Source organism: Mesorhizobium sp. P2_B11 (assembly GCF_056404855.1).
In genome coordinates this window covers 605,379-619,578 of record NZ_JBFUDF010000002.1, presented here as the reverse complement: position 1 = coordinate 619,578, position 14,200 = coordinate 605,379, and the positions used below count along the sequence as shown (strand labels likewise).

Here is a 14,200-nt window from a genome sequence, read left to right as displayed (position 1 = left end):
CCCGGACGCCAGCGAACAGACCTTTTCAGCCAATGACCCGATCCACAGTTTTCGCGCCTTTCGATCTTGTCGAGGGCGACCGCAAGCGGGGCATCGTGCTTGTCGCCGACCATGCCCGCCGCGACCTGCCGGAGGAGTATGGCAGCCTCGGCCTGCCGGCGGCGGAACTCGAGCGTCACATCGCTTACGACATCGGCGTCGAGATGGTGACGCGCGAACTGGCGGCAGCACTCGACGTGCCGGCGGTGATCGCCAATTTTTCGCGCCTGCTGATCGACCCCAATCGCGGCGAGGACGACCCGACGCTGATCCGTCAGCTCTATGACGGCACCGTGGTGCCGGGAAACTACCCGATGGCGGCGACAGAGCGCGAAAGGCGGCTCGACGGTTTCTATCGGCCCTATCACGACGCCGTCGGCGCCATGATTGCTTCGGTGGCGCAGGCCTCGGGCAAAGCGCCTTTCATCTTCTCCGTCCACTCCTTCACCCCGGTCATGCAAGGCGTTGCGCGCCCGTGGCACGTCGGCATTCTGTGGGACCTCGACGACCGCGTGGCGCGGCCGCTGATCGACATGCTGGGCGAGGATAAAAACCTCGTCGTCGGCGACAACGAACCCTATGACGGCGCGCTGCGCGGCGACACCATGTTCAAGCACGCCATCGTCAACGGCTTTGCCCATGCGCTGATCGAGATCCGCCAGGACCTGATCGCAGACAGCAAGGGCGCGCTGGCCTGGGCCGAACGGCTGGCGCCGATCGTTGACGCCATCGATCGTCGTCCCGATATACATCAGGTGAAGATGTTCGGCTCGCGCACCGGGCCGCTGTGAGGATCGAGACATGACCGAGCTCAGCGACGAACAGAAACGCGATTTCGAGGCCGCTGCCTTCCGCCGGCTGGTCGAGCATTTGCGCGAGCGCAGCGATGTCCAGAACATCGACCTGATGAACCTCGCCGGCTTCTGCCGCAACTGCCTGTCCAATTGGTACCGCGAGGCAGCCGAGGCCGAGGGCCTTGCATTGTCCAAGGATCAGTCGCGCGAGATCGTCTACGGCATGCCTTACGCCGAGTGGCAGGCGCTGAACCAGACCGAGGCTTCGGACGCCAAGAAGGCGGAGTTTGAGGCGAGAAGGCCAAGGGATCACTGAGCTAGCGGCGCGGTTCACAGGATTTGACGGCGGCRGGACAGCGCCCCCCTCTGTCCTGCCGGACATCTCCCCCACAAGGGGGGAGATCAGCTGTCATCCTGGCTTTCGCCAATCTCCAGCGGTGCAGAAAGGACCGAAGCGCCAAAGCTGCTGATCTCCCCCCTCGTGGGGGAGATGTCCGGCAGGACAGAGGGGGGCGCGAAGGAACGCTGTCGACTACTTTGTCCCTTCGACTTGGCCTAAATGCTTTCGCAGCCAGGCGCTTGACTGAAAGTTGAATCGATCTAATTTGCCGCGCAAAGCCATTTTTGACCGGATTCCAACCATGAGCGCGCAAAACGCGATGCAGAGCGCCGTTCGCGGGCGATGGGCGGTCGCTGCCATCTTCCTCGCCAACGGCTTCCTGACCGGCAGCTGGGCGCCGCAGATTCCGGTGTTCCTGACCCGGCTCGACATTTCGAAATTCACGCTCGGCCTGCTGATCCTTTTGTTCGGCGTCGGCGCGGTCGGCGCTATGAGTTGGTGCGGGCATCTGATCTCCAAACATGGCTCGCGCACCGTGCTGCGCTGGTTCGGCCTGTGCGGCAGCCTCGGCCTGCTGGTCGTGGCGCTGGCGCCCAATGTGCCGCTGGCGGCGATCGCCATGGTCATCTTCGGCGGTTCGATCGGCGGCATGGATGTCGCCATGAACGCCAATGCCGTGGTGGTCGAGCGCCGGCTGTCCCGCGCCATCATGTCCTCGTCGCATGGGTTCTGGAGCCTCGGCGGTTTTGCCGGTGGCGGCTTGGGCGGTTACGCCATCCAGACTTACGGCCACCTCGCCCATGCGGCTGTCGTCACGGTCATCGCTTTTGCCGTCATTGCGGTCGCGGTCGGCTACCTCATCGCCGAAGACAGGCCGCAGGCGGCCGAGCATCACAAATTTGCGCTGCCCTCCAATCCGCTGGTCTATCTGGTCGGGCTGATGGCGCTGCTGACGATGATTTCCGAGGGCGCCGTGCTCGACTGGGCAGCGCTATATCTGCGACAGGAACTCGGCGCCGACCTCGCCATTGCCGGCCTCGCCTACGCCGCCTTCTCCGGCGTCATGGCGGTCATGCGCTTCTTCGGCGACGGCGTGCGCAACCGTTTCGGCGCGGTGGCGACGCTGCGCGGCTCGGCGGTGGTCGCCGCCGCCGGCATGCTGGTCGCCGGCCTGTCGCCTTCGCCATGGATCGCCATCGCAGCCTTTGCTCTTTGCGGCTTCGGCATCGCCAACATGGTGCCGATCATCTTTTCGGCCGGCGGCAACCAGGAAGGCATGTCGTCGGGCACCGGCATGAGCGTCGTCACCACCATGGGCTATTCCGGCATATTGGTTGCGCCGTCGGCGATCGGCTTCGTCGCCGAGCATTTGAGCTTCGGCCCGATCTTCGTCGCCATGTCGGGTCTGCTGATCGTCGTGCTGTTGATGGCTGGACTCGCTCAACGCGCCGAATTCGCGCCCGCCCCGGCCGAATAACGCTTCAACTCCTCGTAGAGGAAATCCGCGACGCGGCGGATGCGCACGCTGGTGCGCACGTCGCGATGCATGGCGAGCCACACCGGCAGGCTGGGCAAGGGCAGACCGGGCAGCAGTTTTTCCAGCAACGGGTCGCTGTCGGCGAGCGGCTCCTGGCCGAGACCGATGCCGTTTCCCGCCCGTAGCGCTTCCCACAAAACGATCTGGTTGTCGGTCCTGAAACGAAAATTGCTACGGGTGACCGGTATGCCGAACTGGGTAAAGCCGCGGATCATCTCGTCGCTGCGGTCGAAGCCGATCAGCGGGTGGCCGACAAGGTCGGCGGGCACAAGCGGCCGGCCGTGCCGGTCGAGATAGGATGTGGCCGCGCAGCAGCAGAGCGGAATGTCGCAGACCTTGCGCGCCGTCAGTTCGTTCTGCGCCGGCTTGACCATGCGGATGGCGATGTCGGCATCCCGGCGCAGCAGGTTCTCGACCTGGTTCGAGGCGACGATCTCGACCTCGATGCCGGGCTCCTCGATGCCGAGCCGCGCCGTCATCTTCGGCAGCACATAGGCCGCCACCACCTCGCTGGCGGCAATGCGCACCGTGCCTTCGATCGCCTCGACCGAGCCCAGCGCCAGCAGCGAAAAGGCGCTCGCCTGCTCACTTACCGCCCTGCCGCGTTCGAACAGCGTGGCGCCGGCTTCCGTCAGCGCATAGCCGCGCCGCCCGCGCCGGAACAGCGTGACGCCCAGCGCCTGTTCGAGCTCACCGATGTGGCGGCCAAGCGTCGGCTGGCTGGCCGACAGCTTGCGCGCCGCGGCCGACAGGCTGCCGGTCTCCGCCACGGTGACGAAGCTCTTGATCAGGTTCCAGTCGATTTCAGCCATACATTTATGAATATCAGAACGCCAATCTCAGTCAATTTTCATTCGAAGATGAAGGCATCATATTCGGCCTGCAAACACGAAACACGGAGACGAAAAATGACCAAGATCGCAATTCTGGGCGCCAATGGCCGGCTCGGCCGCGTGGTTGGCAAGGCCTTCATCGACGCAGGCTTCGACGTCCGCGCCGTCACCCGCACCGGCAAGGTCCCGGCCGAACTCAACGGCGCCACCGCCGTCGCCGGCGACGCCATGGACCGCCAGTCGCTGATCCACGCCACAGAGGGCGTCGACATCGTCTTCAATGGCCTCAACCCGATCTACACCGACTGGGGCAAGTGCCTGCCAATGGCCGAGAACGTCATGGCCGCCTGCCACGCCAATGGCGCGCTGCATCTCTTCCCCGGCACTGTCTATAATTACGGCTCGCCATTGCCGCAGGTGGTGACGGAAGACACGCCGTTCCGCCCGACAACCGAGAAGGGCCGCATCCGCTGCGCCATGGAAGCGCTGTTTCGCGCAGAGGCCGATGCCGGCCATGTCCGCACCATCATTTTGCGCGCCGGCGATTTCTTCGGCGGCACCGGCAGCGGGTCATGGTTCGACCTGGTCGTCGCCGCCAAGATGAACAAGGGCGTCTACACCGCGCCCGGCCCGGCCAACCTCGTGCATGAATGGGCGTATTTGCCGGACTTCGCCGTGGCCTTCGTCGGGCTGGCACGCAACCTCGACAAGCTCGGCTTCTACGAGGCGCTCAACTTCCCCGGCCATGCCATCACCGACATGGACATCAAGGCCGCCGCTGAAAGGGCGCTGGACCGTCCGCTGAAACTGACCTTCATGCCCTGGTGGGTGCTGCGCGCCGGCAGCCCGTTCGTCGCGATGTGGCGCGAGATCGTCTCGATGTCTTATCTGCGCTTCGAACCGCACCGGCTCGTGTCCGACCGGCTGGAAGGCATCATCGGCGAAGTCCCGCACACCCCGCTGGACCAGGCTGTGGCCAAGGCGCTCGAGGACATCGGCCTCACCACTCATCATGCAAAAGAGGCAGCCTAAGCAATTCCAGGAAAAGTGTACGCGGTTTTCCCGGGAAAAGCGCGTAGCGCTTTCCCTTGGGAATTGCGCAAAAAGAAGGAGCTAGAGCGGTTCGCCGTGAAACGGTGGACCGGTCTAGCCATACTGGGCCAAGCGTCAGTCGCGGTTGGTACGAAACCCACCTCGCGCCTGGCCCAATCGCGGAAATGACCAACCGGATGGTCATTATGAGGAGACAGTTTATAACGGTCGCCGAGATCATGATCACCAAGGGGAGACGATGCGTTACATACGTCCGCTTTCAATCGAAGATGCCGTTGGCCTGCTGGCCGGCTCTTCCGGCACATCAGCCATTCTGGCGGGAGGCAGCGACCTTCTGGTGAGGATGAAGGGCGGGTTTGTCGAACCCGACCTGATCGTCGACATCAAGGCAATCGAGGGCCTGAGCGAGATAAGGCAGACGCCTGACGGCTTCAGCATCGGCGCCGCCGTTCCCTGCGCGGTGCTGGGAGAAAACGCAGCCCTGAAGAAGGCCTGGCCCGGCGTCGTCGAAGCGGCGAAGCTGATCGGCTCTAAGCAAGTGCAAGGCCGTTGTACGATAACCGGTAATCTCTGCAACGCCTCTCCGGCCGCCGACAGCGTCCCGGCTTTGGTGGCCGCCGGCGCAAAGGCAGTGATTGCCGGTCCCTCCGGCAAGCGCACCGTTGCCGTTGAGGCCGTGCCGGTCGGTCCGGGCAAGACCTCGCTCGCCAAGGGCGAGATCATCGAGGCGATCCTGCTCGACAAACGCGCACCGCGTTCGGGCGACGCCTATCTGCGCTTCATTCCACGCACCGAGATGGACATCGCGGTGGTCAGCGCCGGCGTCAACCTGACGCTTGACGAGCATGGCGTCATCACAGCCGCCCGCGTCGCGCTGGGCGCGGCCGCTCCGACCGTGCTTCTGGTCGAAGAAGCCGCCGAGGCTCTCATCGGCCGCAAGCTCGATGACGCAGCGCTTGAGCGGCTGGCAAAAGTCTGCGCGGGGGCCTGCCGGCCCATCGACGACAAGCGCGGCACCATCGAGTTCAGGCGAAAAGTTGCGGGCGTGCTAGCCAGACGTGCCGCGACGACCGCCTACGCACGTGCAGGAGGCAAATGATGGCCGGTATAGCAGTTTCAACGACAATCAACGGCGATCACGTCGAGTACCTTTGCCAACCCGACGAGACGTTGCTCGACGTCCTGCGCGACCGGCTCGGCCTGACCGGCGCCAAGGAAGGCTGCGGCACCGGCGACTGCGGCGCCTGCTCGATCATCCTCGACAACCGGCTGGTCTGCTCGTGCCTGGTGCTGGGCGCGGAGGCTGAAGGGCGGCAGGTCGAGACCGTCGAGGGCATGGCACATGGCGAGAAGCTGCACACGCTGCAGCAGAAATTCCTCGAACATGCCGCCCTGCAATGCGGCATCTGCACGCCGGGGTTCCTGATCGCGGCGAAGGACCTGCTGGCCAAAAACCCAGATCCGTCGGAAGAAGAAATCCGCTTCGGCCTTGCCGGCAATCTCTGCCGCTGCACCGGCTACGACAAGATCGTGCGCGCCGTCCAGGACGCCGCCATCGTGATGAAGGGAGCTTGAAGACCATGAATTTCGATCCGCGCTTTTCGGGCCGCAAATTTGCATCCGTCGGCACCCGCCCCCTCCGCCCTGACGGCATCGACAAGGTGACGGGACGCGCCCGCTACGGCGCCGACTTCAACATGGCGGGACAGTTGGTCGGACGCGTTCTGCGCAGCCCGCATGCCCACGCAAAGATCCTGAAGATCGACACCTCGAAGGCGGAAAAGCTGGCCGGCGTGAAAGCGGTGATCACGGCGAAAGACCTGCCGGACCTCACCGATGGCGATGCCGGCATGTACGACGTCCTCGACAATTGCATGGCGCGCAGCAAGGCGCTCTATGACGGCCATGCCGTGGCCGCGGTTGCCGCCGTCGATGCCCACACGGCGCGGCAGGCGCTAAAGCTGATCGTGGTCGACTATGAGCTGTTGCCGCATGTCACCGATGTCGACGAGGCGATGAAGCATCATGCCCCGCTGATCAACGACACGATCTTCACAGAAGGCCTCGAGGAAAAGCCGGTAAAGCCTTCCAACGTCACCAAGCGCAGCCAGTTCGGCCATGGCGATGTCCATCAGGGTTTCGGCCATGCCGATTTCATCGTCGAGCGCTCCTTCAAGACCGAGCAGACGCATCAGGGCTATATCGAGCCGCATGCCTGCGTGGCGAACGTGAACCTCGACGGCACCGCCGACCTCTGGGTCTGCACGCAGGGCCATTTCGTCTACCGCCAGCATTGCGCGCAACTGCTCGGGCTGGAAGCCTCGAAACTGCGCGTCACCTCGTCGGAGATCGGCGGCGGCTTTGGCGGCAAGACCCATGTCTGGGCCGAACCGGTGGCGCTGGCGCTGTCGCGCAAGGCCGGCCGCCCGGTGAAGCTGGTGATGACGCGCGACGAAGTGTTCCGCGCCTCGGGTCCGACCAGCGCCACCTCGATCGACGTGAAGATCGGCGCCCGCAAGGACGGCACCATCACCGCCGCCGAGGCGACGCTGCGCTATTCCAGCGGCCCCTATGCCGGCACCTGGGCCGAGATCGGCGCCATGACGGCGTTCGCCTGTTACAAGCTCGATAACGTCAAGACCGTCGGCTACGAAGTGCTGGTCAACCGGCCGAAGACCGCGGCCTACCGTGCGCCCTCCGCCCCCATGGCGGCGTTTGCCGTGGAAAGCGCTGTCGACGAGCTCGCCAAGGAAATCGGCATGGACCCGGTCGAGTTCCGCATCAAGAACGCCGCGCAGGAAGGCACCCGCTCCTCCTACGGCCCGGTCTACGGCCCGATCGGCATCGGCCCGACGCTGGAGGCGGCAAAGACCCATCCGCACATGAAAGCGCCGCTCGGCAAAAACCAGGGCCGCGGCATGGCCTGCGGCTTCTGGTTCAATTTTGGAGGCCAGACCTGCGTCGACCTCAACATCGGCATGGACGGATCGGTGTCGCTCGCTGTCGGCACGGTGGACGTCGGTGGTTCACGCGCGTCGCTGTCGCTGGTGGCGGCCGAAGAGCTCGGCATCGACTATGCCCAGCTCAAAGCGGTGGTCGCCGACACGTCTTCCCTCGGTTACAACGACATGACCGACGGCAGCCGCGGCACCTTCTCGTCCTCGATGGCGACGATCTCGGCCGCCCGCAACGCGATAAAAATCCTTAGGGATCGCGCAGCGCAAATGTGGGACATCCCCGTCGACGACGTCATCTGGGAAAACGGCCACGCCATCGCCAAGGGCGAGAAGTACGGCAACCTTGCAGCCCTGTCGCTGAAGGAGATCGCCGCCAAGTCCGGCACCACGGGTGGGCCGATCGCCGGCCACAGCGAGCTCGTCGCCGACGGCGCCGGCGTCTCCTTCGCCACCCACATCTGCGACATCGAGGTCGACCCCGAGACGGGTGCCGCGCGCGTGATCCGCTACACGGTGATCCAGGATGCCGGCAAGGCGGTGCACCCGACCTATGTCGAGGGCCAGTACCAGGGCGGTGCCGCGCAAGGCATCGGCTGGGCGCTCAACGAGGAGTATATTTACGGCAAGGACGGACGTCTCCAGAACGCCGGCTTCCTCGACTATCGCATCCCGGTCTGCTCGGACTTGCCGATGATCGACACGCAGATCCTGGAAATACCCAACCCCAACCACCCCTATGGCGTGCGCGGCGTCGGCGAAACCTCGATCGTGCCGCCGCTGGCGGCGATCGCCAACGCGATGTCGAACGCCGCCGGCGTGCGCATGACCCACATCCCGATGTCGCCGCCAAGGGTTCTCGCTGCGATCGAAGCGGAACGGGAAGGCAGGGCATGATGCCGAACATCATGCTCCATCAAGAATAGGGGTCGAGCGGATGGTCGAAGTCACCCTATGGGGTGCGCTGGGCCAGCTCGCCGGCGGCCAGAGCAAGGTCGAGGTCGAGGCCAAGGACATCAGGGAGCTGTTCAGGAAACTGGCTGAACAGTATCCCGGCATAGAGCCCTGGATCGAGAAGGGCATCGCCGTGGCCATCGACGGCACGATCTATCGCGATACCTGGTCAAAGGAATTGCCAAAGGGCGCGGAGATTTTTCTGCTGCCAAGACTGGCTGGGGGGTGAGTGCCTCCGCCATCGCCTGGCATCAGGGCCTCGAACGTCTTGGATTGGGCCGAAAGCAGACTGGCGCCTGACAACTCAGACATTTTCGAAATCAGTCTTTTTGGACGCTTGCTCTAAAGCTTATGATTCAGTTTCGGTGGCGCAGCAGTTCGACGACGGTCTGGAACGCCGGCGAATTCTGTCGCCGGCTTGGATAGTAGAGATGAAAACCCGACGTGGGCGGACACCATTCGCTGAGTACCCCTATCAGTGTGCCGTCGGCTAGGTACTCGGCGACGCTGTCCTCGGGAACGAAAGCAATGCCGTAGCCGGCGATTGCCGCCGTCACCAGAGACCTGATGGTGTTGAAGGTCAGCTGCCCATCGACGCGAACCCGCTGGGCGCGGCCGTCCTTTTCAAATTCCCAGGCGTAAAGACCACCCAACGTGGCCAGGCGCAAATTGATGCAATTGTGCCGGATGAGGTCTTGCGGAACCTCTGGCCGGGGGGTCCGTGAGAAATAGCCGGCAGATCCTACCGGCACGAGCCGTACGTCGGGCCCGATGCGCACGGCAATCATGTCCTTTTCCAGGCTCTCTCCCAGGCGCACACCGGCATCGAAGCGCTCCGCAGCAATGTCTGTGAAGCCATGATCGATGTAGAGCTCAACCTTGATGTCCGGAAACCCGGCGAGACCTGCAGCCAGCTTCGGCCACACGACTGTATCGGCTGCGTTTTCGCTGCAGGTGATGCGCACCGTGCCGGCTGGCTTGTCCCGCAAGTCGCTTAACGCCGCCAATTCCGACTCGATCTCTTCCAGTCGCGGCGCAGCCGCCCTGATCAGCCTCTCGCCGGCTTCCGTGGTGGACACACTGCGGGTGGTGCGCGTCAAAAGCCTGATCCCGAGCCGATCCTCAAGCCCGCGTATGGTTTGGCTCAGCGCAGACTGAGAAACTCCCATCTGGGCGGCCGCCCGGGTGAAGCTGCGCTCCCTGGCGACGGCCACGAGCGCGAGCAGGTCAGTCATGTCCTCTCGCCGCATTCATTAGCCCCTCTTATTGGTCCTTGCCGATATTAGCACCTAATCGAATGAATGAAATGGACCTAGATTGCTGACACGAGATGGGCGGACGTGCCGCCGGCAACGAAAGCAACGCCAATGACTTCGCGAACTGGGCAAGTAGCGACTCCCAACACGGTTCTCGCCACTGTGCTGACCGTGTACCTGATGATCCTGCTGGACCTTTCCATCGTCTACACGGGCATGCCGGAAATTGGCCGCACCATGGCCATGAGCGCAATCATGCAGACGTGGGTTCAAAATGCCTATCTGCTGTTTTTCGGCGGCTTTTTGCTTTTGTCGGCTCGTCTCGGCGACACGTTCGGTCGGAAGCGAGCCCTGCAACTGGGCGTCGTCCTGTTCACGCTGGCTTCGCTCGTCATAGGCCTCTCGCAATCGTCTTATGAGCTGATCGCTGCGCGCGCCGTGCAGGGTCTTGGGGCTTCGATCCTGGCGCCGAGCGTGCTGGCGGTGATCTCGGCCACCTTCGCCGAAGGCAGCGAGCGCACCCGCGCCCTGTCATGGTACTCGGTCGTCGCCGGCGCCGGTGCCAGTCTTGGCATGGTCCTGGGCGGGATTTTTGCGGGGCTGCTGTCGTGGCGTATTGGCTTCCTCGTCAACCTTCCGATCGGCATCGGCCTCCTCTTCGCGATCAATCGCATCATTCCGGACGGCGAACGCATGCAAGGCCGCTTCGACATTGTTGGCGCCATCGCCTCGACACTCGGCATGGGCCTGCTGGTCTATGGTTTGGTAAATTCGGCCGCTCAGGGCTGGCACACCCCTGTCACGTGGCTTTCCTTAGGTGCAGCCGTAGTCGTCCTGGCTTTCTTTGTGTGGTTCGAAAGGCGTGTCGCCTTCCCAGTGCTGCCCCTGCGTCTTTTCGCGAGCCGGGAGCGGTCGGCCGCCCATGCCGGGCGCATGCTGTATATCGGCTCGATGGTGTCGTTCTTCTTCTTCACCACGCAGTTCATGCAGCAGGTGCTGGGTTACACAGCACTGCAGGCCGGGCTGGGTTTCCTGCCGATGACTGTTCTGACCTTCGGCTCGGCGGTGACGATTCCACGACTGACCCGCGTCGTGGGTGGGCCCGCGCTTCTCATCGGTGCGCTGGCCTCCATGGCAGTCGGCCTGGTCTGGCTGGCCCAAGCCGGAGCCACCGCAACCTATTGGCAGCTGGCGCTTCCGATGATCCTCATCGGCATCGGGAACGGCACCGCCATGGCGCCGCTGACCGCTGCGGGCGTCCGCGGCGTCGAACCTCGCGATCAAGGTGCAGCCTCAGGGGTAGTCAACGTTGCCCACCAACTCGGCGGATCGATCGGTCTCAGCGTTCTAATTGTGGTCTTCGCTACCGCGGCCGATCCCGCTGCCTCGGGAGTGGCGGCGATAGGCCACCAGATCAATGCCGCGATGCTGGGCGCGGCCATCATGAACATCGTCGCGATAGCCCTGGCGGCAGCGTTCATCCTGCCGGCCAGCAGGAGCGCCGGCGCCGCGCGGCCTGCTTCCGGCATGCTGCCGCAGGCAGACTAAGGAAACGGAGAAAGACATGAAGAAGCGCACAATTGGAAAAGACCTGGAAGTCTCGGCGATCGGCCTTGGCTGCATGAGCTTCGCGTCGACTTACGGTCAGACGGGCGACCACCAGGAGGCAATTCGCATCATTCGTGGTGCCTTCGATCTCGGCGTTACCCTTTTCGACACCGCTGAAGCCTACGGGCCTTTCACCAATGAGGAGCTGGTGGGCGAAGCCCTCCAACCGATCCGGGATAAAGTCGTCATCGCCACCAAGTTCGGCTTCGACATCGATCTCGCGACCGGCAAACGCAATGGCGGGACCAACAGCCGCCCGGAGCATATCAAGGCCGTCGCGGAGGCCGCCCTCAAACGGCTGCGCACTGACCATATCGACCTGTTCTATCAGCACCGCGTCGACCCGAATGTGCCGATCGAGGACGTCGCCGGTGCCGTGAAGGATCTCATCGCCGAAGGCAAGGTGAGGCACTTCGGGCTCTCGGAAGCCGGTGTCGGCACCATCCGCCGCGCCCACGCGGTTCACCCGCTCACGGCCGTTCAGAGCGAATACTCCCTGTTTTGGCGCGGCCCTGAGACCGAGCTGCTGCCGGTGCTTCAAGAGCTTGGGATCGGCTTTGTGCCGTTCAGCCCGCTCGGCGCCGGTTTCCTGGCTGGCAAGATCGACGAGAACACGAAATTCGAGGCAGGTGACTTCCGCAACTCGGTGCCCCGGTTCTCGCCTGAAGCGCGCAAGGCCAATATGGCGCTGGTCGATGTGGTCAAAACAGTTGCCGAGCGTAAGGGCGACACGCCTGCCCAGGTCGCACTGGCCTGGCTGCTGGCGCAGAAGCCCTGGGTCGTGCCGATCCCCGGCACGAAAAGGCTTTCACGTGTCGAAGAGAATGTCGGCAGCGCCGATGTCGAGCTGACCGACGCCGACCTTTCCGAGATCCGCGTCGGTCTGTCCAAAATCGAAGTGCAAGGCGAGCGGTTGCCGGAGGCGGTCCTGAAAATGACCGGGCTCTGAGAACGCATCGCCCGCCTTGGATGAACTCACGAAGGAAGGAATAAGCAATGCGATCAGAAAACACCCGGGTAAGCCGTCGCAGCCTGCTTGCAGCGGCAGGCCTGCTGGCGGCCGCACCGTTCGCAAGCGATGCCTACGCTCAGTCGAATGGAGCTTCGCCAACCATCGCAAATGCGCCGCAGGCAGGAGTGTCAAAGCGCCGGAAACTGGGCTCCCTTGAAGTCTCGGCCGTCGGGCTTGGTGTCCAGAATATGAGCCGCACCTATCAGATGACGGTCCCTACACGAACCGAGATGCACAACATCATCCGGGCCGCCTTTGATCACGGTGTAACCTTCTTCGACGCGGCCGAAGCCTATGGCCCCCATGAGGTCGAGCGGATCCTGGGCGAGGGTATCGAGGGTTTCCGTGACAAAGTCGCGATCACCTCGAAATTTGGTTGGAACATCGATCTGGAGACCGGCAAACGCCTCCCGGGGCTCAACAGCAAGCCCGATCACATCAAGCTCGCTGTCGAGGGCATGCTCAAGCGGCTGCGCACCGACAGGATCGATCTGCTATACCAGCATCGCATCGATCCGGAGGTGCCGATCGAGGACGTTGCCGGCGCCGTCGGAGATCTCATGGCAGAGGGCAAGGTCCTCCATTGGGGCCTCAGCGAAATGGGTCTCAAGACGCTTCGGCGCGCCCATGCCGAACGGCCCGTGACGGCGGTGCAGAGCGAATACTCGATGCTGTGGCGTGGACCGGAGGAATCGGTCCTTGCGACTTGCCAGGAGCTCGGCATCGGCTTCGTCCCATGGAGCCCGCTGGGGGTTGGCTTCCTGACCGGAGCTATTGACCAGGCTACACGTTTTGCTCCCGGCGACATCCGGGCCGTTGAGACCCGCTTTTCGCCGGATAACCTGCCGAACAATCTTGCGCTGGTTGCCCTCGTCAAAGACTGGGCCAAGCGCAAGAACGCAACGCCCGGTCAGATCGGCCTTGCATGGCTCATGGCGCAGAAGCCGTGGATTGTCCCCATCCCCGGCACCACTCAAATGGCCCACATGCTCGAGAACATAGGAGCAGCCTCGATTGAATTTTCGCCGTCAGAGGTTGCGGAGCTGAATGCAGCGGTTGCGGCGATCGAGGTGTACGGTCAGCGGTTGCCCGATGCAGTCCTGGCCTATTCGGGCGTGGAAGCGGCGCCGAGATCGTGATGCGTACCAAGCCGAGCACGATGATGCCCAACTCCACGAAAACGACTCGACGAGAGATGCTTGTGTCTTCGCTGCTTTTTCCGCTGGTCGCCGTCAGCGCTGTCTCCGCTGCATCGGCTGGCGCAGGCGGCAAGCCGCTGGTCGCCTATTTTACACGCAGCGGCAACACCCGCACCATTGCCGCCCTGCTCAGCCGTGATCTCGGCGGCGACCTGTTCGAGATAGAGCCGGCCACGCCCTATCCCGCCGACTATTTCGAGACGGTCGACCAGGCGACGCAGGAACGCGAGAGAAATTTCCTGCCGCCACTCAAAGCGAGCGTCGGCAATCTCAGTTCTTACAACACGGTGTTCCTCGGTTTTCCAATTTGGGGCGCTTCGGCTCCACCGATTGTTCGTTCGTTCCTGGCCAATCAGGACTTCTCCGGGAAGACCATAATCCCGTTCAATCTGCACGGAGGCTACGGTCTTGGGAACAGCCGCGAAATTATAGCAATGGCCGCGCCACAGGCGAGTTTTGCCCCAGGGTTCGTCATGGAGGGCCTTCAGGAGCGGCGGACCACCGAGCAGGTGCGAGACTGGCTGACAAAGTCGGACCTGACCCGGCAAGAAAGGTAGACGGCGCGAAAACGGCGCGCCTCACGACTTTCAATATGCGTCGCGAACGGATGACTCGACTACC

The 14,200-nt window shown here is 63.4% G+C and carries 14 protein-coding genes; 12 read left to right on the top strand and 2 right to left on the bottom strand.

The features are described 5' to 3' along the window. The first annotated feature begins 32 nt into the window (after positions 1-32). The 3 genes from AC1DYJ_RS07340 (at position 33) to AC1DYJ_RS07330 (ending at position 2,650) form a co-directional block, all read left to right on the top strand. Positions 33-830, top strand: coding sequence for an N-formylglutamate amidohydrolase (locus AC1DYJ_RS07340; RefSeq protein WP_477283849.1), 798 nt, complete (start codon positions 33-35; stop codon positions 828-830). A 10-nt stretch (positions 831-840) separates the two neighbouring features. Then, positions 841-1,149, top strand: a complete 309-nt coding sequence (locus tag AC1DYJ_RS07335) for a DUF1244 domain-containing protein (RefSeq protein WP_477283851.1) — start codon at positions 841-843, stop codon at positions 1,147-1,149. Positions 1,150-1,474: 325 nt separating this feature from the next. Then, positions 1,475-2,650 carry an MFS transporter gene (locus tag AC1DYJ_RS07330; protein WP_477283853.1) on the top strand — a complete coding sequence of 392 codons (1,176 nt, stop codon included), beginning with the start codon at positions 1,475-1,477 and terminating at the stop codon, positions 2,648-2,650. Here AC1DYJ_RS07330 and AC1DYJ_RS07325 read toward each other — a convergent pair. Continuing rightward, a complete protein-coding gene (locus tag AC1DYJ_RS07325) occupies positions 2,614-3,522 on the bottom strand; it encodes a LysR family transcriptional regulator (RefSeq protein WP_477283854.1) in 909 nt (302 codons plus the stop codon). The genes AC1DYJ_RS07330 and AC1DYJ_RS07325 overlap by 37 nt on opposite strands. Before the next feature lie 96 nt (positions 3,523-3,618). Between AC1DYJ_RS07325 and AC1DYJ_RS07320 the strand changes: the two genes are divergently transcribed. From AC1DYJ_RS07320 to AC1DYJ_RS07300, 5 genes are all read left to right on the top strand, one after another. Continuing rightward, on the top strand, positions 3,619-4,575 hold the full coding sequence (locus tag AC1DYJ_RS07320; RefSeq protein WP_477283856.1) for an SDR family oxidoreductase: 957 nt from the start codon (positions 3,619-3,621) through the stop codon (positions 4,573-4,575). Between the two features lie 259 nt (positions 4,576-4,834). After that, positions 4,835-5,695, top strand: coding sequence for an FAD binding domain-containing protein (locus AC1DYJ_RS07315; RefSeq protein WP_477283858.1), 861 nt, complete (start codon positions 4,835-4,837; stop codon positions 5,693-5,695). Further along, the gene (locus tag AC1DYJ_RS07310) at positions 5,695-6,171 is read left to right on the top strand and encodes a (2Fe-2S)-binding protein (protein WP_477283860.1); all 477 of its coding nucleotides are present in this window, start codon (positions 5,695-5,697) and stop codon (positions 6,169-6,171) included. Before AC1DYJ_RS07315 ends, AC1DYJ_RS07310 begins: the two co-directional genes overlap by 1 nt. A 5-nt stretch (positions 6,172-6,176) precedes the next feature. Next, the gene (locus tag AC1DYJ_RS07305) at positions 6,177-8,447 is read left to right on the top strand and encodes a xanthine dehydrogenase family protein molybdopterin-binding subunit (RefSeq protein WP_477283862.1); all 2,271 of its coding nucleotides are present in this window, start codon (positions 6,177-6,179) and stop codon (positions 8,445-8,447) included. Between the two features lie 40 nt (positions 8,448-8,487). Then, positions 8,488-8,733, top strand: coding sequence for a MoaD/ThiS family protein (locus tag AC1DYJ_RS07300; RefSeq protein WP_023828363.1), 246 nt, complete (start codon positions 8,488-8,490; stop codon positions 8,731-8,733). Between the two features lie 127 nt (positions 8,734-8,860). Here the strand turns inward: AC1DYJ_RS07300 and AC1DYJ_RS07295 are convergent, their stop codons facing one another. Then, positions 8,861-9,754: a LysR family transcriptional regulator gene (locus AC1DYJ_RS07295; RefSeq protein WP_477283864.1), complete on the bottom strand. Its 894-nt coding sequence runs from the start codon at positions 9,752-9,754 to the stop codon at positions 8,861-8,863. 117 nt (positions 9,755-9,871) lie between these two features. On the opposite strand from AC1DYJ_RS07295, the gene AC1DYJ_RS07290 reads away from it, so the two are divergent. Genes AC1DYJ_RS07290 through AC1DYJ_RS07275 form a run of 4 tightly spaced genes read left to right on the top strand, consistent with a single transcriptional unit; the run spans position 9,872 to position 14,136 of the window. Continuing rightward, positions 9,872-11,308: an MFS transporter gene (locus AC1DYJ_RS07290; protein ID WP_477426002.1), complete on the top strand. Its 1,437-nt coding sequence runs from the start codon at positions 9,872-9,874 to the stop codon at positions 11,306-11,308. 16 nt (positions 11,309-11,324) lie between these two features. After that, positions 11,325-12,317, top strand: a complete 993-nt coding sequence (locus tag AC1DYJ_RS07285) for an aldo/keto reductase (protein ID WP_477283867.1) — start codon at positions 11,325-11,327, stop codon at positions 12,315-12,317. 47 nt (positions 12,318-12,364) lie between these two features. Then, positions 12,365-13,519, top strand: a complete 1,155-nt coding sequence (locus AC1DYJ_RS07280; protein ID WP_477283869.1) for an aldo/keto reductase — start codon at positions 12,365-12,367, stop codon at positions 13,517-13,519. After that, on the top strand, positions 13,519-14,136 hold the full coding sequence (locus AC1DYJ_RS07275) for a flavodoxin (RefSeq protein ID WP_477283871.1): 618 nt from the start codon (positions 13,519-13,521) through the stop codon (positions 14,134-14,136). Before AC1DYJ_RS07280 ends, AC1DYJ_RS07275 begins: the two co-directional genes overlap by 1 nt. The last annotated feature ends 64 nt before the right edge of the window (positions 14,137-14,200 follow it).